This is a genomic window from Streptomyces sp. NPDC051987, assembly GCF_040680735.1.
GTDB lineage: Bacteria > Actinomycetota > Actinomycetes > Streptomycetales > Streptomycetaceae > Streptomyces.
In genome coordinates this window covers 4,141-21,145 of sequence record NZ_JBFAXI010000072.1, presented here as the reverse complement: position 1 = coordinate 21,145, position 17,005 = coordinate 4,141, and the positions used below count along the sequence as shown (strand labels likewise).

General features: G+C 71.0%; 17 protein-coding genes. 12 read left to right on the top strand and 5 right to left on the bottom strand.

All coding sequences use genetic code 11. The features are described 5' to 3' along the window. Nucleotides 1–19: 19 nt before the first annotated feature. The 5 genes from AB0M11_RS29930 to AB0M11_RS29910 all read left to right on the top strand — a co-directional run bounded on the left by AB0M11_RS29930 (nt 20) and on the right by AB0M11_RS29910 (nt 4,345). Nucleotides 20–292: a phosphoribosyl-ATP diphosphatase gene (locus tag AB0M11_RS29930; RefSeq protein WP_030946750.1), complete on the top strand. Its 273-nt coding sequence runs from the start codon at nt 20–22 to the stop codon at nt 290–292. Between the two features lie 61 nt (nt 293–353). Next, nucleotides 354–1,202 carry an ATP phosphoribosyltransferase gene (gene hisG / locus AB0M11_RS29925; RefSeq protein WP_365710919.1) on the top strand — a complete coding sequence of 283 codons (849 nt, stop codon included), beginning with the start codon at nt 354–356 and terminating at the stop codon, nt 1,200–1,202. Between the two features lie 17 nt (nt 1,203–1,219). Beyond that, nucleotides 1,220–1,675, top strand: a complete 456-nt coding sequence (locus tag AB0M11_RS29920) for a PH domain-containing protein (RefSeq protein WP_365710917.1) — start codon at nt 1,220–1,222, stop codon at nt 1,673–1,675. Nucleotides 1,676–1,931: 256 nt separating this feature from the next. Next, a complete protein-coding gene (locus AB0M11_RS29915) occupies nt 1,932–3,260 on the top strand; it encodes a hemolysin family protein (protein ID WP_365710915.1) in 1,329 nt (442 codons plus the stop codon). Next, nucleotides 3,257–4,345 carry a hemolysin family protein gene (locus tag AB0M11_RS29910; protein WP_365710913.1) on the top strand — a complete coding sequence of 363 codons (1,089 nt, stop codon included), beginning with the start codon at nt 3,257–3,259 and terminating at the stop codon, nt 4,343–4,345. Before AB0M11_RS29915 ends, AB0M11_RS29910 begins: the two co-directional genes overlap by 4 nt. Before the next feature lie 104 nt (nt 4,346–4,449). On the opposite strand, the gene AB0M11_RS29905 is transcribed toward AB0M11_RS29910, so the two are convergent. Both AB0M11_RS29905 and AB0M11_RS29900 read right to left on the bottom strand, forming a co-directional pair. Further along, nucleotides 4,450–6,312, bottom strand: coding sequence for an AAA family ATPase (locus tag AB0M11_RS29905; RefSeq protein WP_365710911.1), 1,863 nt, complete (start codon nt 6,310–6,312; stop codon nt 4,450–4,452). Nucleotides 6,313–6,744: 432 nt separating this feature from the next. After that, entirely contained in the window at nt 6,745–7,365 is a 621-nt protein-coding gene (locus tag AB0M11_RS29900) for a hypothetical protein (RefSeq protein WP_365710962.1), read from the bottom strand. 242 nt (nt 7,366–7,607) lie between these two features. On the opposite strand from AB0M11_RS29900, the gene AB0M11_RS29895 reads away from it, so the two are divergent. From AB0M11_RS29895 to AB0M11_RS29875, 5 genes are all read left to right on the top strand, one after another. Further along, on the top strand, nt 7,608–8,558 hold the full coding sequence (locus AB0M11_RS29895) for a hypothetical protein (RefSeq protein WP_365710909.1): 951 nt from the start codon (nt 7,608–7,610) through the stop codon (nt 8,556–8,558). Between the two features lie 78 nt (nt 8,559–8,636). Beyond that, a complete protein-coding gene (locus AB0M11_RS29890) occupies nt 8,637–10,091 on the top strand; it encodes an amino acid permease (RefSeq protein ID WP_365710960.1) in 1,455 nt (484 codons plus the stop codon). A 182-nt stretch (nt 10,092–10,273) separates the two neighbouring features. Further along, nucleotides 10,274–11,698 carry a peptidase C39 family protein gene (locus tag AB0M11_RS29885; RefSeq protein ID WP_365710907.1) on the top strand — a complete coding sequence of 475 codons (1,425 nt, stop codon included), beginning with the start codon at nt 10,274–10,276 and terminating at the stop codon, nt 11,696–11,698. 96 nt (nt 11,699–11,794) lie between these two features. Continuing rightward, a complete protein-coding gene (locus AB0M11_RS29880) occupies nt 11,795–11,935 on the top strand; it encodes an SCO1431 family membrane protein (RefSeq protein WP_343236213.1) in 141 nt (46 codons plus the stop codon). 65 nt (nt 11,936–12,000) lie between these two features. Then, nucleotides 12,001–12,660 (top strand): TetR/AcrR family transcriptional regulator, encoded by a 660-nt coding sequence (locus AB0M11_RS29875; protein ID WP_365710904.1) that lies wholly within the window; start codon nt 12,001–12,003, stop codon nt 12,658–12,660. Nucleotides 12,661–12,716: 56 nt separating this feature from the next. Here AB0M11_RS29875 and AB0M11_RS29870 read toward each other — a convergent pair whose 3' ends face one another. Next, on the bottom strand, nt 12,717–13,949 hold the full coding sequence (locus AB0M11_RS29870; protein WP_365710902.1) for a glycoside hydrolase family 18 protein: 1,233 nt from the start codon (nt 13,947–13,949) through the stop codon (nt 12,717–12,719). 330 nt (nt 13,950–14,279) lie between these two features. Between AB0M11_RS29870 and AB0M11_RS29865 the strand changes: the two genes are divergently transcribed. Further along, nucleotides 14,280–15,452: an acyl-CoA dehydrogenase family protein gene (locus AB0M11_RS29865; RefSeq protein WP_365710900.1), complete on the top strand. Its 1,173-nt coding sequence runs from the start codon at nt 14,280–14,282 to the stop codon at nt 15,450–15,452. Here the strand turns inward: AB0M11_RS29865 and AB0M11_RS29860 are convergent. Next, a complete protein-coding gene (locus AB0M11_RS29860; RefSeq protein ID WP_365710898.1) occupies nt 15,415–15,660 on the bottom strand; it encodes a hypothetical protein in 246 nt (81 codons plus the stop codon). The genes AB0M11_RS29865 and AB0M11_RS29860 overlap by 38 nt on opposite strands. A gap of 221 nt (nt 15,661–15,881) precedes the next feature. Next, entirely contained in the window at nt 15,882–16,340 is a 459-nt protein-coding gene (locus AB0M11_RS29855) for a hypothetical protein (protein WP_365710896.1), read from the bottom strand. A 268-nt stretch (nt 16,341–16,608) separates the two neighbouring features. On the opposite strand from AB0M11_RS29855, the gene AB0M11_RS29850 reads away from it, so the two are divergent. Further along, nucleotides 16,609–16,992 carry an Lrp/AsnC family transcriptional regulator gene (locus AB0M11_RS29850; protein WP_365710894.1) on the top strand — a complete coding sequence of 128 codons (384 nt, stop codon included), beginning with the start codon at nt 16,609–16,611 and terminating at the stop codon, nt 16,990–16,992. Nucleotides 16,993–17,005: the final 13 nt, after the last annotated feature.

Below are 17,005 nucleotides of genomic sequence, written 5' to 3'. Positions count from 1 at the left end.
GCGTAGGCTGACGTTCACCATGTCCAACAAGACTTTCGAGGAGCTCTTCACCGAGCTCCAGCACAAGGCCGCCCACGGGGACCCCGCCACCTCCCGCACCGCCGAGCTGGTGGGCAAGGGGGTCCATGCCATCGGCAAGAAGGTCGTCGAGGAGGCCGCCGAGGTCTGGATGGCCGCCGAGTACGAGGGCAAGGAAGCGGCCGCCGAGGAGATCTCGCAGCTGCTCTACCACGTCCAGGTGATGATGGTCGCCCGCGGCATCTCGCTGGACGACGTCTACGCCCACCTGTAAGCCGCCCGCTCCGCTCCCCTTTCACCCCCTTTCGAATTCCGAAGCGAAGGAAGCCGACCTCATGCTGCGCATCGCCGTCCCCAACAAGGGTTCCCTCTCCGGCCCTGCGGCGGACATGCTGCATGAGGCCGGCTACCGGCAGCGCCGGGAGTCCAAGGAACTGCGCATCGTCGACCCGGTCAACGACGTCGAGTTCTTCTACCTCCGCCCCCGCGACATCGCGATCTACGTCTCCTCCGGCCGCCTCGACATCGGCATCACCGGCCGTGACCTGCTCGTCGACTCCGGGGCCAACGCCGAGGAGATCCTGCCCCTCGGCTTCGCCCGCTCCACCTTCCGCTTCGCCGCCAGGCCCGGCGAGGCGACCGGCCTGGCGGACCTCAAGGGCAAGACGGTCGCCACCTCCTACGAGGGGATCGTCGCGGGGCACCTCGCCGACAACGGCGTCGACGCCTCCGTCGTCCACCTCGACGGCGCCGTCGAGACCGCCATCGAGCTGGGCGTCGCCGAGGTCATCGCAGACGTCGTGGAGACCGGCACCAGCCTGCGCAACGCCGGCCTGGAGGTCTTCGGCGAGCCGATCATGAAGTCCGAGGCGATCGTGATCCGCCGCACCGGCGCCGACGCCGAGGAGCCCAAGGTCCAGCAGTTCCTGCGCCGCCTCCAGGGCGTCCTGGTCGCCCGGACCTACGTGATGATGGACTACGACTGCCGGGTCGAGCAGCTGGAGAAGGCCGTCGCCCTCACCCCGGGCCTGGAGTCGCCGACCGTCTCCCCGCTGCACAACGAGGGCTGGGTCGCCGTCCGCGCCATGGTCCCCACCAAGGACGCCCAGCGGATCATGGACGACCTGTACGACATCGGCGCCCGAGCGATCCTGACGACGGCCATCCACGCCTGCCGCCTCTGACCCGGGGCGCACGAAAGATGTCCGAGCTTCCCGCTCTTCCCGTCACCTTCCGGCCGGGCCTCACCCGCGCGATCCTGCTCACCGCGGGTGTCGCGATCTTCGCCACCATCTCCGGGGTCGCGCTGCTCCTGGAGCAGCTCGGCCCGGGGGAGAAGCTCAGCTTCGTCGTCACCGGCGCGCTGATCTTCTGGGTGCTGGCCCGGCTGGCCCGGGTGAAGGTGGTCGCCGACGAGTCCGGCGTGACCGTGGTCAACATCGCGGGCGAGCGGCGCCTGGAGTGGGCCGAGATCCTCCAGGTGAACCTCCGCGCGGGTGACCCTTGGGTCTTCCTCGACCTCAGCGACGGCACCAGCCTGCCCGCCCTCGGCATCCAGCCGGGCATCGCCAAGCAGCGCGCCATCGCCGACGCCAGGGCCCTGCGCGCCCTCGCCGAGGCCCACGCGGTGCACGACCCCGAACAGCATCAGGGCTGAAATCACGCAACTTCGGGGTCGTCCGAGGGCCGTCGCCCCTGCCGCACCGGCCCCTGTCTTGATTAATCTGTTGGCGGAGGCTTTTCACGTCCCGCCTCCGCCCCTGTCGCGCGCCCGGCGCACAGGGGTTCCTGCTACCCGAGGAGTGACCCTCTCCGGCGATGGACGGATCGTCCTGTAGTACCTGCGCCGCTCCCTGCCGACATACCGCGGACCGCCTTTCCCCGGTCCGCGAGGATGCGGAGGCGGCGGCATCATGACCACCCCCCTGCTGCTCCTGGCAGCCGCGTTCCTGCTCATCCTCGCCAACGGCTTCTTCGTGGCCGCCGAGTTCGGCCTGGTGACCGTGGAGCGGCCCGAGGCCGAGAAGGCCGCCGCCGACGGCGACAGACGCGCCCGTACGGTCGTCGAGTCGCTGAAGGAGCTGTCCTTCCAGCTCTCCGGCACCCAACTCGGCATCACCATCACCTCCCTCGTCGTCGGTATGCTCGCCGAACCGGCACTGGCCACGCTGCTGCGCGGCCCGCTCACCGCGATCGGGCTGCCCGACGGCGCCGTCTCCGGTATCGCCGTCGTGGTCGGCATGCTGCTCGCCTCGGCGATCCAGATGGTGATCGGCGAACTCGTGCCCAAGAACTGGGCGGTCTCCAAGCCCCTCCAGGTCGCGCGCGTGGTCGCCGGCCCGCAGGCCCGCTTCTCCCGCCTGTTCCGGCCGGTGATCGCCGCGCTGAACACGGTCGCCAACCGGCTCGTCCGCGCCCTCGGCGTCGAACCCGCCGAGGAACTGGCCTCTGCCCGCACCCCCGGCGAGCTGGTCTCCCTGGCCCGGCACTCCGCCCAGGCCGGCGCGCTGGAACAGGACACGGCCGACCTGTTCGTCCGCACCCTGTCCCTGGGCGAGCTGACCGCCCAGCACGTCATGACCCCCCGGGTGAAGGTCAGCGCCCTCCAGGACACGGCGACCGCCGAGGACGTCGTCAACCTCACCCGGGCCACCGGACTGTCCCGCTTCCCGGTCTACCGGGAGAAGATCGACGACGTCGTCGGCATGGCCCATCTCAAGGACGCGCTGGCCGTTCCCGTGCACGAGCGCCTGCACACACCCGTCAGCCGCATCGCCCGGCAGGCCCTCCTCGTGCCCGAGACCCTCCCGGTCCAGCCGCTCCTCGCCCGGCTGCGCTCCGAGCAGCCCATCGCGGTCGTCGTCGACGAGTACGGCGGCACGGCGGGCGTGGTCACCCTGGAGGACATCGTCGAGGAACTCGTCGGCGAGGTCCGGGACGAGCACGACAGCCAGGGCGCCCCCGAACTCGCCGCCGCCCCCGCCCAGGACGGCAAGCCCGCCTGGGACGTCGACGGCAGTGTCCGCGTCGACATCCTGCAGCGGATAGGGCTGGACGTGCCGGAAGGCCCGTACGAGACCGTCGCGGGGCTGGTCGCCGACCTCCTCGGCCGCATCCCGGCACCCGGCGACCGGGCGGAACTGCCCGGCTGGCGCCTGTCGGTCCGCCGGGTCGGCCACTACCGCGCAGAACGGGTCCGGCTGGTCCGCACCGCCCCGGCCGTCGCGGAGGCCGCCCGATGAGCTTCCTCCAACTGGTCTTCGCCGCGCTGCTGGTCCTGGCCAACGGTTTCTTCGTGGGCGCCGAGTTCGCCCTCGTCTCCGTACGCCGCAGCCAGATCGAACCCCTGGGCACGGCCCGCGCCCGGCAGGTTCTCTACGGCCTGGAACGCCTGCCGCAGATGATGGCCGCGGCCCAGTTCGGCATCACCGTCTGCTCGCTGACGCTGGGCGCGGTGGCCGAGCCGACGGTGGCCCACCTGCTGGAGCCGCTGTTCGAGGCGGTCCACCTGCCCGACGGCATGGTCCACCCGCTGGGCTATGTCATCGCACTGGCCGCGGTGGTCTTCTGCCACCTGGTCATCGGCGAGATGGTGCCGAAGAACCTGGCCATGGCGGCGCCGGAGAAGGCGGCGCTGTGGCTGAGCCCCGGCCTGGTGGCGTTCGCCCGCGTCTGCCGGCCGATCACCGTCGCCCTCGGCGCCTGCGCCCAGGGCATCCTCAAGCTGTTCCGGGTCGAGCCGAAGGACGAGGTCGAGGCCGTCGTCACCAGCGAGCAGCTCAACCGGCTGCTGGAGGACTCCGGCCAGGCGGGCCTTCTCGACCCGGAGGAGCGGGAGCGCCTGGAGGACGCGCTGGAACTGGGCTCCCGCCCGGTCACGGACGTCCTGCTGCGCCGCGAGTCGCTGATCACGGTCCCGCCGTCGGTCACCCCGGGCCAGATCGTCGAGCTCACCGCCCGCACCGGGTACTCCCGCTTCCCGGTGGCGGCCGAGTCCGGCGCCTTCATGGGGTACGTGCACGTGAAGGACGTCCTCGACCTGGAGGACTCGGACCGGGCGGTGCCGCAGCAGATATGGCGGCCGATGACGACCCTGCGGGCCGAGCTGCCCCTCGACGACGCCCTCACGGTGATGCGCCGAGCGGCGACCCACCTCGCGCAGGTGGCCGACGCGAACGGCAGGGTGCTGGGCCTGGCGGCGCTGGAGGACGTCCTGGAGCTGCTGGTCGGCGAGGTCCGCGATCCGGCGCACCGCGACCAGCCGACGTCGCCGCGGGCCCCGGAGCCGAGGGTGAACGGGGAGCCGGAGGAAGTGCCGGTGGGCTGAGCGTCGCGGGGAGCTGGAGTGGCCGTGGGCTGAGCGCCGCGGGGAGCTGCGGGCCGGTGGGGGCTGGTCGCGCAGTTCCCCGCGCCCCTGCGGGGCGCTTCAGCCTACATCCCGGCCGCCGGATCGTGCGGTCCCCTCCCCGACAGCACCTCCCCGTACGCCTGCATCAGATCCGGCAACCGCAGCGTCGCCAGATCGTCCCGCGTCAGCACCCCCGGATACGCGGACAACCGCAGATCCCGGTACGCACAGCTCTTCTCGTACAGCGTCCGCAGGAACCGCCCGTTGCCCAGCTCGTCGATCCAGCCCTGGTCGACCACGTGCCCGGCGATCGACCGCAGTTCCTCCAGCGCCTCCTCGTCCCACGCGTCCCCGTTCTCGGCGGCCAGCACCTCGCCGATCGAGGTCAGTTCGAGCGGGCGGTAGGAGGGAAAGTCCACCCGGGTCGTGAAGCGCGAGGAGAGCCCCGGGTTGGCGGCGAGCAGACGGTCCATGCCCTCGGGGTAGCCGGCGAGGATCACCACCAGGTGGTCGCGGTTGTCCTCGGCCCGCTTCAGCAGCACCTGCAGCGCCTCGTCGCCGTACGCGTCCCCCTTGCCGTAGCCGGAGTTGGAGAGGGAGTACGCCTCGTCGACGAAGAGCACCCCGCCGATCGCGGAGTCGATCAGTTCGTTCGCCTTCACGGCGGTCTGGCCGAGGTACTCGCCGACCAGATCGGCGCGCTGCGCTTCCACGAGGTGGTCCCCGCCCAGCAGCCCCAGCGCGTAGAAGACCCGTCCGAGGATCCGGGCGACGGTGGTCTTCCCCGTTCCGGACGGCCCGGAGAAGACGAAGTGGCGTTTCGGCGGCTGCACCGGCAGCCCCTGCCCGGCCCGCAGCCGCGCCATGTTCAACTGCGCGGACAACGCCTTGACCTGCCGTTTCACGGGCTCGAGCCCGACCATGCGCTCCAGTTCGGCGAGCGCCTCCTCAAGTAACGCGGGGTCGGTCGGCCCGGCCGGCAGCGGGCCCGACGCCGCAACCTTCTCGCGCACCGCCGGATCGATCACCGACGGCATCGCCCCGGCCGGCGGCTCCGGGTCGCCGAGCCGCAGATCGCGTCCCTCGGTCCCGAACAGCGGGTCGAGCAGGTCGGGTCCGTCCCCGACGTCCTGCCCGACGCCGGTGAGGGTGATCGCCGCGAGGTCGGCCGCGTCGTCGTAGCCGTCGCCCTCGGCTATCGCGGCCAGCCGCGCGGAGGTGTCCATGAAGGCGGGGTCGACCCGGTGCACGGCCCGGTAGAGGGGGAGCGCGGCGGCGCTGCGGCCGGTGCCCTCGTGCGCGCGGGCCAGCCAGTAGCGCAGCTCCTTGCGCTGCGGCTGCTCGCTGCGGCAGCGCATCAGCGCGGCGGAGAGGTGCGGTTCGGCCTGGCCGTACATCTCGAGGCGGACCCGGGCCATGCCGCCGAACAGGCCTGCCTCGATGCCGAGCATGGGGTCGTCGAGGAGCGGGTCGGTGTGCCGTACCAACTGCTCCCAGTCCTTGACCAGGTAGGCCCGGCAGGCGTGCAGGAAGCGGACCTGGGCGTCGGCGTCCACGGGCGGCAGCCCGGCGAGGGCCCGGTCGAGCTCCGGGACGTGCCGGCCGTCCAGCCAGTGGGAGGCGTGGGCGAGCAGCAGATCGCGCGGGCTCTCCAGCACCGGCTGCACCCACCAGCCCAGCCAGTACCAGGAGTTCAGGGTGCGGCGATGCCGGCCGCGCTGTTCGCCGAAGCGGTCCCGGTGCCGGAACATCCGCAGCAGCGCGGTCGTCGTGTCGACGCGCAGCGCGTGCAGCCCGAGCCAGGCGTCGGCCATCCCGGGATCCATCCGCACCGCGGCGCGGAACTCCTCCTCCGCCTGCGGATAGGCGCCCATCGTGTACGCGTCCACGCCTCGCAGCCAGGCGAGGTCGGCCGGGGCCTCGGGGCCCTGCGTGCCGAAATCCATCACGTCCCCCACAAACCGTGCCCCCGTGGTTGGCCCCGGGCTCCCCCCGATGGCCGCCGTTGGTCGAACCGCTGTGCCGCGGACCGGAGTTGCAGGTGCGCGAAGCAGCCGTTCGAAGGTCGCACCGAGGGCATCGTACCTGCGGTTCCACCGCCCGCCGAAGGGTGCCGCACGGGCCGTTTGGTGAGGTGGGAGCAGAGAGGGCGCACACGGGCGCGGTGACCCTGGGTGAGCGAGAGGCTGCGCGGGGCGCACACAAAAGGGATAAAGGGCAGAACGAAGCCCCCGATCACGGGGGAACAACCGGGGGCCTCGCGTCTCTGCGGCGGCTCAACAGTGGCCGCTCAGTGAGAACGTAAGACCTGTACGGCCCCCCGGTCAAGCAGAGTTGAGGTACTCGGGCAACTTCTTTGGGGTCGGCTCTTCACAAGTTCAGCACACAGCGGACGGTCCGTCACGGTGGGTGACCTTCTGGTCCGGTCCAAGTGTTCCCGTCGGGCCCGGCAGTACCTCATATCCCTTTTGTGACTGTGTCACCAGGAGATCGGCGTGGGGTCTGGACGGGTCTTCGCTGAAGTGTTCGTGTTCCGCCCTGACCCACTCGGCCCAGAACGCCCGCTGATCGGCGCCGTCCCGTGCCCGGCCCCGCGTCCAGGACTCCTCGCGCGGCAGCTCCATCCAGAGCAGCCGGGCCAGAAAGGGGCGCAGCGCCCGGCGCCCGGCGCCGACGCCCTCCACGAGGATCACCGGGGCCGGCGGCAACGGGCGGGGCGGTCCGAAGCGGCGGGTGTGCCAGTCGTAGGGGGAGTAGCGCGCCACTGCGCCCCGGCCGAGCGGCTCGATCACCTGGGTCAGCAGCCGTCCGGTCCAGGCGAACAGCTCCTGGTGGCTGGCGATGTCGTCGAGGTGCAGCACCGGTGCCCCGCCCAGCGCGGCGGCCAACTGACCGGCGAACGTGGTCTTTCCGGATCCCGCGTGCCCGTCGACGCCGACGAGGCGGACCGGGCCGCAGGAGGGCGGCAGGGCCCGGAGCGCGGAGGCGAGCTGGTGAATGGCCGGTCCCGAGGTGTGCTGAGGTATGGGGTGTTTTCCGGAAACATTCTAGTAGTGCCGTGCAGAGCGGGCGTTCGCGGCCCCGGGAAGGTATCGCCTTGAACTAATTTCGAGCCGTTCTCTGCAAGCGCCATTGATATTTCCGGGTGGCTGACCGATATGTCGATCTCGTGCGTTTCCGCTGTGCCGGACCCTGAGTAGGCTGCCTTGAGCGTGCACGCGTCGGGGACGGACAGGGGAAGATGGCGGCGGACTTATTCGAGGGGCAGTACGTCTGGCATCCGGCGGCCGATGACCGCTTGCTCGCGAGCGTGTGCGTGGATGTGCGCGCCGGCAGATACCTGAGCGCACGTGAGGCCCTGACCGAGACGCGAGCCGACTTCGCCCTGCGCGCCCACCGCTCCCTGGTCCTCGCCTCCGAGGCGGCCGGCACCGATCTGGTGGAGCGCTGGCTGGCCGAGGAGCCGAGCCCCGAGTCCGCGCTGATGTGGGCCCGGGTGGCCGTGCAGCGGGCGATCCGGGCGGCCGACGCCCGTGACGAGCGGGCCGAGGCGCTGGAGCGGATCGCCCTCGCCGCCTGTGACCGGGCCAGCGCCATGAACCCCGCCGATCCCACGCCCTGGGCCGCCAAGCTGGCCATGGCCCGGCTGCACCGCCCGCGCGACCCGGCCCCCGGCGGCCTGCTGACCTCGCCGCCCGGCCCCTGGCGGCTCTTCGCGCACACCCTCACCCTCGACCCCTGGCACCGCGAGGCCCACCACCGCTTCCTGGCCTTCTTCTTCACCCGGTACGGCGGCTCGGTCAACACGGCCTGGGACGTCGCGGCCTTCCTCGCCCAGCGGGCGCCCGCCGGCTCCGCACTGCGGCTGTTGCCCCTGTTCGCGCTGGTGGAGAGTCACAACCCCACCCAACTGCTCGCCGAGCGCGTCTGGGAACAGCCCCAGTGGCGCAGCACCGCATTGTCGATCTACCACACGTGGCTGCCCACGGTGGCCGGATACCGCTTCACGCCGGTGCTCGACCTGGCCTACCTCGCGCACGCGCTGGTCATGGCCCAGTGTGCGTTCGAGGCCCGTGCGGTCTTCACGGCCATGGGGCCGTACGCCTCACGCATGCCCTGGAGCGTCTTCGGCGAACCGGCCGACCAGCTCTCCCGGGCCCGCCGCGCCTGCGGCCTGCCCATCCCCTCCTGATTCCCAGCGAAAGGCCGGCACGTGTCAGAACGCACAGCGGACCCCGTCACGCTCGACGACGACGCGACCCTGCACGCGATGGGCTATCCGCGGAAACTCACCCGCCGATTCCAGGCCTTCGACAATTTCGCCATCTCCTTCACCATCATCAATATCCTCTCCGGGATCTTCTCGTCCTTCGGATTCGGTATGAACGCGGGCGGACCGCGCATTCTCGTTTTCGGCTGGATCGGCGTCTGCGTGATGGTGCTGTGCATCGGCGCGGCCATGGCGGAGGTGGCCTCCGCCTATCCGACGAGCGGTGCCCTGTATTTCTCCGCCGGTAAACTCGCCAAACGGCACAAGGGCGCCTGGTCCTGGTACACGGGCTGGCTGAACTTCGTGGGCCAGATCGGCGGCACGGCCGCCACCGGATACGCGGCGGCCACCTTCGTTCAGGCGTTCGTCGCCCTGCAGTGGCCGTCGTACACCCCGACCGCCCACCAGACCGTTCTGATCACGGCCCTGATCATCGTGGCCCAGGGGCTCGCCAACACCTACACGGTGCAGCTCGTCGCCCTGCTGAACCGGATCTCCGTCTGGTGGCTGCTGATCGGACTCGTGGTGATCGTGAGCACGCTGATCGTGCTGCCCGACCAGCACCGGCCGGCGTCCTTCGTGACGCATTTCGTGAACAACACCGGTTTCACCGACGGCCTTTACGGCGGCCTGCTGGGGCTCCTGGTCACCAGCTGGACCTTCACCGGCTTCGACGGCAGCTTCCACATGTCCGAGGAAACCGTCCGGGCGACCGTCAACGCCCCCAGAGGGATCATCCGTTCCATCGGCTGGTCGGCGATCACGGGCCTGGTCCTGATGCTCGCGATGGTGTACAGCATCGGCGACTACGCCAAGGTGGCGAGTTCCTCCGCGCCGCCCGTACAGATCCTCATCGACGGGCTCGGCACGGCCTGGGCCAAGGCGATGCTGCTCGTCGTCATCGGCGCCATGCTCTTCTGCGGCCTGGCCAACCTCACCAGCAACACCCGGCAGATCTTCGCCTTCTCCCGGGACGGTGCCATGCCCGGCTCGCGCCTGTGGCACTCGGTCTCGCCCCGCACCCGGACCCCCGTCAAGGCCGTCTGGCTCGCGGTGGCCTGCTCGCTCGCCCTGGTGGTGCCGGGCTGGTGGTCGCACACGGCGTTCACCGCGATCGTCAGCGTCAACGTCGTCGGCCTGTTCCTCGCCTACGCCGTGCCGGTCTTCCTGCGGCTGCGCCTGGGCGACGAGTTCCGGCCCGGACCGTGGCACCTGGGCCGCTGGAGCAGGCCGGTCGGCCGGCTGGCGGTGACCTGGATCCTGCTCAGCAGTGTCCTGTTCATGCTGCCGCAGGCCTCGCCGATCACCGTCGACTCCTTCAACTACGCGCCGATCGCCCTGGCCGTCGTCCTGGTGGTGGCCACGGTCTGGTGGTTCGCCACCGCCCGCCGCCGCTTCCAGGGCCCGGTCAGCTACGGTGGCCCCGACGAGGTCGCCGCGATGGATCTCGTCTGACCCGGCGAGGAACCCGAAAAGGCCCCGGCGACCGTGCCGGGGCCCTTTCGGTGGACGAGACCAATATTGGTGGGCGTGGCATGGGCAAAAGTGCTGGCAGGGGCATGGCGCCTGCTCCATAGTGGGCGCACAGCCCTTGCTCCGGATCAGCCGTGACGCGCACACCTGGGGGTCCTCCGCCCATGAGCAGAGCCGAACAGCCGTCCCGCAGAACCGTTCTGGCCGCCGCCGCGACCGTCGCTGCCGCGGCCGTCGCCCAGGGCGTGGTCCCGGCGGTACCCGCGGCCGCCGTCCCCGAGACCGACGCCGAGGAGACGGCCCGGACCGAGACCCGCCGGGCCGGGAACGGCCGCACCGGCCACGGCCGGGACGGGACCCGGCCGATCGACTACCGGTCCTGGACGACCTACAGTGACTGGCGCTCCGGCACCGCCAAGGGCGTCGGAGCCGTCGCCGGGGACCGCCCCGGCGTGGTGATCGGCACCCCGGCCGGCACCACCTCCTACACCGACCCGCACACCGGCACCACGGCCACCTGGGAGTACGCCACCTGGACCGGCCCGGTGCACCAGTCGGCCGTCCCCGCCACCGAGACCATCGCCTCCTGGAACGCGGACACCCCGGCCGGCACCTGGATCCAGGTCGAACTGCACGGCACCTACTCCGACGGCACCGACACCCCCTGGTACGTGATGGGCCGCTGGGCGGCCGGCGACCAGGACATCAAGCGGACTTCCGTTGACGGCCAGACCGACGGCAAGAGCACCGTCTGGACCGACACCTTCGCCATCGACGACGCCACCACCGGCCTGCGCCTCACGTCGTACCGCCTGCGCCTGACCCTCTACCGCAGGCCGGGCAGCAGGCTCACCCCGACCGTGTGGCGGATCGGCGCCATGAGCTCCGACATCCCGGACCGCTTCACCGTCCCCGCCTCCACGCCGGGCCTGGCCCAGGAGCTGCGGGTCCCGCGCTACTCGCAGGAGATCCACAAGGGCCAGTACCCCGAGTACGACAACGGCGGCGAGGCCTGGTGCAGCCCCACCTCCTCGCAGATGATCGTCGAGTACTGGGGCGGCCGGCCGACCGCCGCGCAGCTGGCCTGGGTCGACCCGTCGTACGCCGACCCCCAGGTCTGCCAGGCGGCCCGCTACACCTACGACTACCAGTACGGAGGGTGCGGCAACTGGCCGTTCAACGCCGCCTACGCCGCGACGTACAAGGACCTCCAGGGCGTGGTGACGCGCCTGGCCTCGCTCACCGACCTGGAGACCCTGATCGCGGCCGGGATCCCGGCCATAACGTCGCAGTCGTTCCTGACGAGCGAGCTGACCGGGGCCGGTTACGGCACCTCGGGACACCTGATGACGGTGATCGGGTTCACCGCCGAGGGCGACGTGATCGCCAACGACCCGTTCTCGGCCGACGACAACGCGGTCCGGCGGGTGTATCTGCGGCGGGAGTTCGAGAACATCTGGCTGCGGACCAAGCGGTACAACGCCGCCGGCAAGGTGGTCTCGGGCACCGGTGGCGTCTGCTACCTGTACTTCCCGGCCTGCCCGACCCCGGCCCAGCTCAAGGCGCTCGCGGCGGTCGGCGTGCGCTGACCGGCCGGGGGAGCGGCCTCAGGCCCGGTCGGGGGCCGCTCTGCTGTGACCAAGCTCTCCGCCGCAAAAGCCGCAATCGGTGGCATGGTGGACGTCATGACCACGCACTCCGCCACCGCCGCCCGCGCCCGTACCGGCGGCCCGAAGGACGACGGCCCCAAGGTTCTGGAACACGTCATGGGCTGGACGCTCGTCGTGGTCGTCGCCATGCTGGTCACCCAACTCGGTCTGCTGTGACCTGACCCACGACCCGACCTGACATACTGCGGATGTCCCGCAGCCCGTTGAGACCAGGGTCGAAATTGAATATTAGTCAACAACGTGCCGCCGCCCGTCCCCGGGCGCGCGGCACCGAGCGTTCCGTGGCTCGTCGTGCTGAACTCATCACGATCGGACGGAAGTTGTTCGCCGACACGTCCTACGACGCGCTGTCCATGGACGACATCGCCAGGCAGGCGCATGTCGCCAAGGGGCTGATCTACTACTACTTCCAGTCCAAGCGCGGCTACTACCTGGCGATCATCCAGGACTCCGTCGCCGACCTGGTCACCTATGCGGCGAGCGGTCTGGAGCTGCCCCAGGCGGACCGCGTCCACCGGACCATCGACAGCTATCTGCGCTACGCCGAGCACCATCAGGCCGCGTACCGGACGATCGTCAGCGGCGGCGTCGGCTTCGACACCGAGGTGCACGCCATCCGGGACGGCGTGCGCGAGGCGATCGTCGCGACCATAGCCGAGGGGGCGTACGGCCGTACCGACATCGCCCCGCTCGCCAGGACGGGTCTGCTCTCCTGGCTGTGCAGCGTGGAGGGTGCCACCCTCGACTGGATCGACCGGCCCGTACTCTCCCGCGAGACCATGTGCGAGCTGCTGGTCAAGACGCTCGGCGGTACTCTGCGCGCCATCGAGGAACTGGATCCGGCCTACCGCGCCCCGGCCCCGGCCCGCCGGGACTCCTGACGCGGAAGGGGCGGGGGGCTCGTGGTCCCCCCGCCCCGAGCCCCCCGTGCGGGGGGCTAGCCGATGGCCCTGATCAGCTCACCGCTCGCGGTGTCGCCGCTCAGCTCCCAGAAGAAGGTGCCGCCCAGGCCCTGCTGGTTCTTGTAGGTCATCTTGGTCGCGATGGTCGCCGGGGTGTCGTAACTCCACCAGTCGCTGCCGCACTTGGCGTACGCCGTGCCGCCCACCGTGCCGGTCGCCGGGCACTTGGTCTTGAGCACCTTGTAGTCGTCGATGCCCTGCTCGTACGTCCCTGCCGCCGGGCCGGTCGCCGTGCCGCCGGGCGCCGACTGGGTCACGCCGGTCCAGCCGCGGCCGTAGAAGCCGATGCCGAGCAGGAGCTTGGCCGCCGGGACGCCGAGGCTCCGGAGCTTGGCGATGGTCGCCGAGGTGGAGAAGTTCGCTGTCGGGATGCCTGAATAGGAGGTCAGCGGCGAGTGCGGGGCGGTCGGACCGGTCGAGGCCCAGGCTCCGAAGTAGTCGTACGTCATCGGGTTGTACCAGTCGACGTACTGCGCCGCCCCCGCGTAGTCGGCCGCGTCGATCTTGCCGCCGCTGGTGGCGTCGGCGGTGATCGCCGCCGTGACGAGCGCACTGCTGCCGAACTTCGCGCGCAGCGCGGCCATCACCTTCCGGAACGCGTCCCGGCCGCTGGTGTCGCAGGTGTTGCCGCAGGCGTTCGGGTACTCCCAGTCGATGTCGATGCCGTCGAAGACACCCGCCCACCTGGAGTTCTTGACCAGGTCGTAGCAGGACTGCGCGAAGGCGGCGGGGTTGCCGGCGGCCTCACCGAACCCACTGGACCAGGTCCAGCCGCCGAAGGACCAGAGGACTTTGAGGTTCGGGTGCTTCTTCTTGAGCTTCAGCAGCTGGTTGAAGTTGCCGCGCAGCGGCTGGTCCCAGGTGTCCGCGACGCCGTCCACGGACTCGGCGGCGGTGTAGGCCCGGTCGGTCGCCGCGTACGAGTCGCCCATCGCGCACTTGCCGCCGGTGACGTTGCCGAAGGCGTAGTTGATGTGGGTGAGCTTCGCGGCCGAGCCGGAGGTCTCGACGTTCTTGACCAGGTAGTTGCGCTGGTAGGTGCCCCATTCCGTGAAGTAGCCGACGACCTTGGAGCCGGCCTTCGCCCGGGGAGCGGGCGGAGCCGCCGCGGACGCGGTGCCCGCGCCGGTCAGGAGCCCGGCGCCGAGGACGGCGCAACAGGCGGCGGACAGCAGCGCCCGCAACCGGGAGCGGTGGGTGGTGTGCATCGGGTGTCTCCTCCTGGGGGAGAGGGAACGCGCGCCGATTGGCATGAACGCGGTAAAGCGTTGGTCATGAACCCTAGGAGGACTAGACCAGTCGAGTCAATGGTTCGGACCAATTCCGCGGGTTGCGGATGTTGGCCTGGAATTCCTGAAGTAAGCGGTCGTTAACTGGTGACGGGAGGTCCCCGATCGGGCATACTCACTGCGCAGCCGCAGGTCAGCAGCTTCCGCGACCCGGAACGCCGACCGCGGCCGCACCCGAACGACAGGCGGAGCCGCCCCCTATCCCGTGGGCCGTGGCCGCCGCTGCCCGACAGGGAGGAGAGCGACGCCATGTCCGACCGCGACCCGCAGCCGGTGGAGCGTCAACTGCCCACGGACGAGGCGAGGGACCTGCTCGCGCTGGTCCGTGAGATCGCCCGCCGGGAGATCGCGCCGAAGGCGGCCGAGCAGGAGGACGCCGGGCACTTCCCGCGCGAGGTCTTCACCCTGCTCTCGGAATCCGGCCTGCTCGGCCTGGTGTACGACGCCGAGTACGGCGGCGGCGACCAGCCCTACGAGGTCTACCTCCAGGTCCTGGAGGAACTGGCCGCGGCCCGGCTCACCGTCGGCCTGGGCGTCAGTGTGCACACCCTCGCGAGCTACGCGCTCGCCGCCTACGGCACCAAGCAGCAGCAGGTCGAGCACCTGCCCGCGATGCTCGGCGGCGGCCTGCTGGGCGCCTACTGCCTCTCCGAGCCGGCCTCGGGCTCCGACGCCGCCTCACTGCGCACGAAGGCGGTCCGGGACGGCGACGACTGGGTGATCAACGGAACCAAGGCCTGGATCACGCACGGCGGCGTCGCCGACTTCTACACGGTCATGGCCCGCACCGGCGCCGAGGGCTCGCACGGGATCACCGCCTTCCTGGTCCCCGGCGACGCTCCGGGGCTGAGCGGCGCGGCGCCCGAGAAGAAGATGGGCATGAAGGGCTCGCCCACCGCCCAGGTCCACTTCGACGACGTGCGCGTCCCCGACGAGCGGCGCCTCGGTGAGGAGGGCCAGGGCTTCGCCATCGCCCTGGCCGCCCTGGACTCCGGACGACTCGGCATCGCCGCCTGCGCGATCGGCCTGGCCCAGGCGGCCCTGGACGAGGCGGTGGGCTATGCCACCGGGCGGCGGCAGTTCGGCCACCCCATCTCCGACTTCCAGGGCCTTCGCTTCATGATCGCCGACATGGCCACCCAGATCGAGGCCGGCCGGTCTCTCTATCTCGCGGCGGCCCGGCTGCGCGACGCGGGCCGGCCGTTCGCCAAGCAGGCCGCCATGGCCAAGCTGCACTGCACCGACACCGCGATGAGGGTCACCACGGACGCCGTGCAGATACTCGGCGGGTACGGCTACACCGCGGACTTCCCGGTCGAGCGCTACATGCGCGAGGCCAAGGTCCTGCAGATCGTCGAGGGCACCAACCAGATCCAGCGGATGGTCATCGCCCGTCACGTGGCGGGGCCGGAAAGTCGCTGAACTGCCCGCGCTTGACCGTCGGCGCCGCCAGCCTGACCCACTCCGGGTCGTGGCGGCCCGGCAGGGCGCGTCCCCGGTCGGCCCAGATCCGCATGAGGTCGCTGTAGATGGGCGGATCCTGCGGCGAGGGCGGCGGTGGCGCCGCCGCGGCAGGCGGGGGTACGAAGATCCGGCGCTGACGGCCGAGGGCGGTGTAGGTGGTCGTCATGCCTGGTCAACGCCCGCGCGCCCGCCCCGGTCACCGGTCCCCTGAATCGCGCGTGAGTTCAGGAACGTCCGCCCCCGGCTCCGGCCGCCCTCACTTTCCGGGGCTCCCGGAGTTCCTGCGCCAGAGGTGGCCGTGCCGGCGGATCCGGACGCACTGATCCCGCACCACGGCCGTACGCGCGCCATGGTGCAGGGCGGTCGCGGGGGACGCGGTGCGGTGGCTCAGGCGGCCTGACGGCTGACGAGCGCGCCGCCGTGGCGCAGCGCCGGGACGCGCATCGGGCGCGAGCCCGGGCCGCCGACGTGCGAGAAGGGCTGCGTGCGCCAGTCGAGGCCCTGCGGCAGGGTGAGCAGGAGGGCGGTGTCCTGCTCCTGCGGCTCGACCGACTCGTCCGCGGACCGGGCGTCGGCCGCCGCGCGGCCCGTACCGGCACAGACGGTGAGGCCGAACGGGTTCCACGGCGAGGCGCACAGCGCGTGCTCCGGCAGGAACTCCTCGTCCGCCAGCAGCGCGATGGACTGCGCGCAGTCCGGGCAGATCACCCGGAACATCTCGAAGGTGTCGTAGGCGTCCAGTTCCTCGGCCTCGTAGAGGTCGGGTTCGACGCCCTCCGGCTCGGGCTCGACCACCAGCTGCGGGCGCTTGGGCACGGTACGACCAGGGCGCTTAAGACTCTGCATGGGTAACTCCCCCTCGGGCTGGGCCGTTACGGCACTGCGGCCTCGACCACAGCAAGCACTTCCCGTCCGGTCTCCGCGGTAATCACGAGGCCATCACGGAGCCCGTTCGAGAGCTGTGGCGTTCGTCACATGCCGCACGCAGGTGCCCGCTGCGGCGGTTTTGTCCCCTCAGGCGGGGCGCAACCCGCTCTCTCCGACATCACGAACCGGCCATGACCTGGGCCGCTGAGCTACCCGAGGAGATCAGGCGCCCTGTAGCTTTTGCGCCATGGAGGAGCTGGACCGTCAAATCGTGCAGCTGCTCGTCAAGGACGGGCGGATGAGCTACACGGACCTGGGCAAGGCCACGGGGCTGTCCACGTCGGCTGTGCACCAGCGGGTGCGCCGGCTGGAGCAGCGTGGCGTCATCCGCGGTTATGCCGCGGTCGTGGACCCGGAGGCCGTGGGGCTGCCCATGACGGCGTTCATCTCGGTGAAACCGTTCGACCCCAGCGCCCCCGACGACATCGCGGACCGCCTGGCCGGCGTCCCCGAGATCGAGGCGTGCCACAGCGTGGCGGGCGACGAGAACTACATCCTCAAGGTGCGCGTGGCCACCCCGCACGAACTGGAGGAGCTGCTGGCCAGGCTGCGCAGCCGGGCGGGGGTGTAGACACGCACGACGC

What these genes read in the sequence shown, in the direction of transcription:
- AB0M11_RS29930 (WP_030946750.1), top strand. Translation starts at nt 20, where the DNA reads ATGTCCAACAAGACTTTCGAGGAGCTCTTCACCGAGCTCCAGCACAAG.
- hisG (WP_365710919.1), top strand. Translation starts at nt 354, where the DNA reads ATGCTGCGCATCGCCGTCCCCAACAAGGGTTCCCTCTCCGGCCCTGCG.
- AB0M11_RS29920 (WP_365710917.1), top strand. Translation starts at nt 1,220, where the DNA reads ATGTCCGAGCTTCCCGCTCTTCCCGTCACCTTCCGGCCGGGCCTCACC.
- AB0M11_RS29915 (WP_365710915.1), top strand. Translation starts at nt 1,932, where the DNA reads ATGACCACCCCCCTGCTGCTCCTGGCAGCCGCGTTCCTGCTCATCCTC.
- AB0M11_RS29910 (WP_365710913.1), top strand. Translation starts at nt 3,257, where the DNA reads ATGAGCTTCCTCCAACTGGTCTTCGCCGCGCTGCTGGTCCTGGCCAAC.
- AB0M11_RS29905 (WP_365710911.1), bottom strand. Translation starts at nt 6,312, where the DNA reads ATGGATTTCGGCACGCAGGGCCCCGAGGCCCCGGCCGACCTCGCCTGG.
- AB0M11_RS29895 (WP_365710909.1), top strand. Translation starts at nt 7,608, where the DNA reads ATGGCGGCGGACTTATTCGAGGGGCAGTACGTCTGGCATCCGGCGGCC.
- AB0M11_RS29890 (WP_365710960.1), top strand. Translation starts at nt 8,637, where the DNA reads ATGGGCTATCCGCGGAAACTCACCCGCCGATTCCAGGCCTTCGACAAT.
- AB0M11_RS29885 (WP_365710907.1), top strand. Translation starts at nt 10,274, where the DNA reads ATGAGCAGAGCCGAACAGCCGTCCCGCAGAACCGTTCTGGCCGCCGCC.
- AB0M11_RS29880 (WP_343236213.1), top strand. Translation starts at nt 11,795, where the DNA reads ATGACCACGCACTCCGCCACCGCCGCCCGCGCCCGTACCGGCGGCCCG.
- AB0M11_RS29870 (WP_365710902.1), bottom strand. Translation starts at nt 13,949, where the DNA reads ATGCACACCACCCACCGCTCCCGGTTGCGGGCGCTGCTGTCCGCCGCC.
- AB0M11_RS29865 (WP_365710900.1), top strand. Translation starts at nt 14,280, where the DNA reads ATGTCCGACCGCGACCCGCAGCCGGTGGAGCGTCAACTGCCCACGGAC.
- AB0M11_RS29860 (WP_365710898.1), bottom strand. Translation starts at nt 15,660, where the DNA reads ATGACGACCACCTACACCGCCCTCGGCCGTCAGCGCCGGATCTTCGTA.
- AB0M11_RS29855 (WP_365710896.1), bottom strand. Translation starts at nt 16,340, where the DNA reads ATGCAGAGTCTTAAGCGCCCTGGTCGTACCGTGCCCAAGCGCCCGCAG.
- AB0M11_RS29850 (WP_365710894.1), top strand. Translation starts at nt 16,609, where the DNA reads ATGGAGGAGCTGGACCGTCAAATCGTGCAGCTGCTCGTCAAGGACGGG.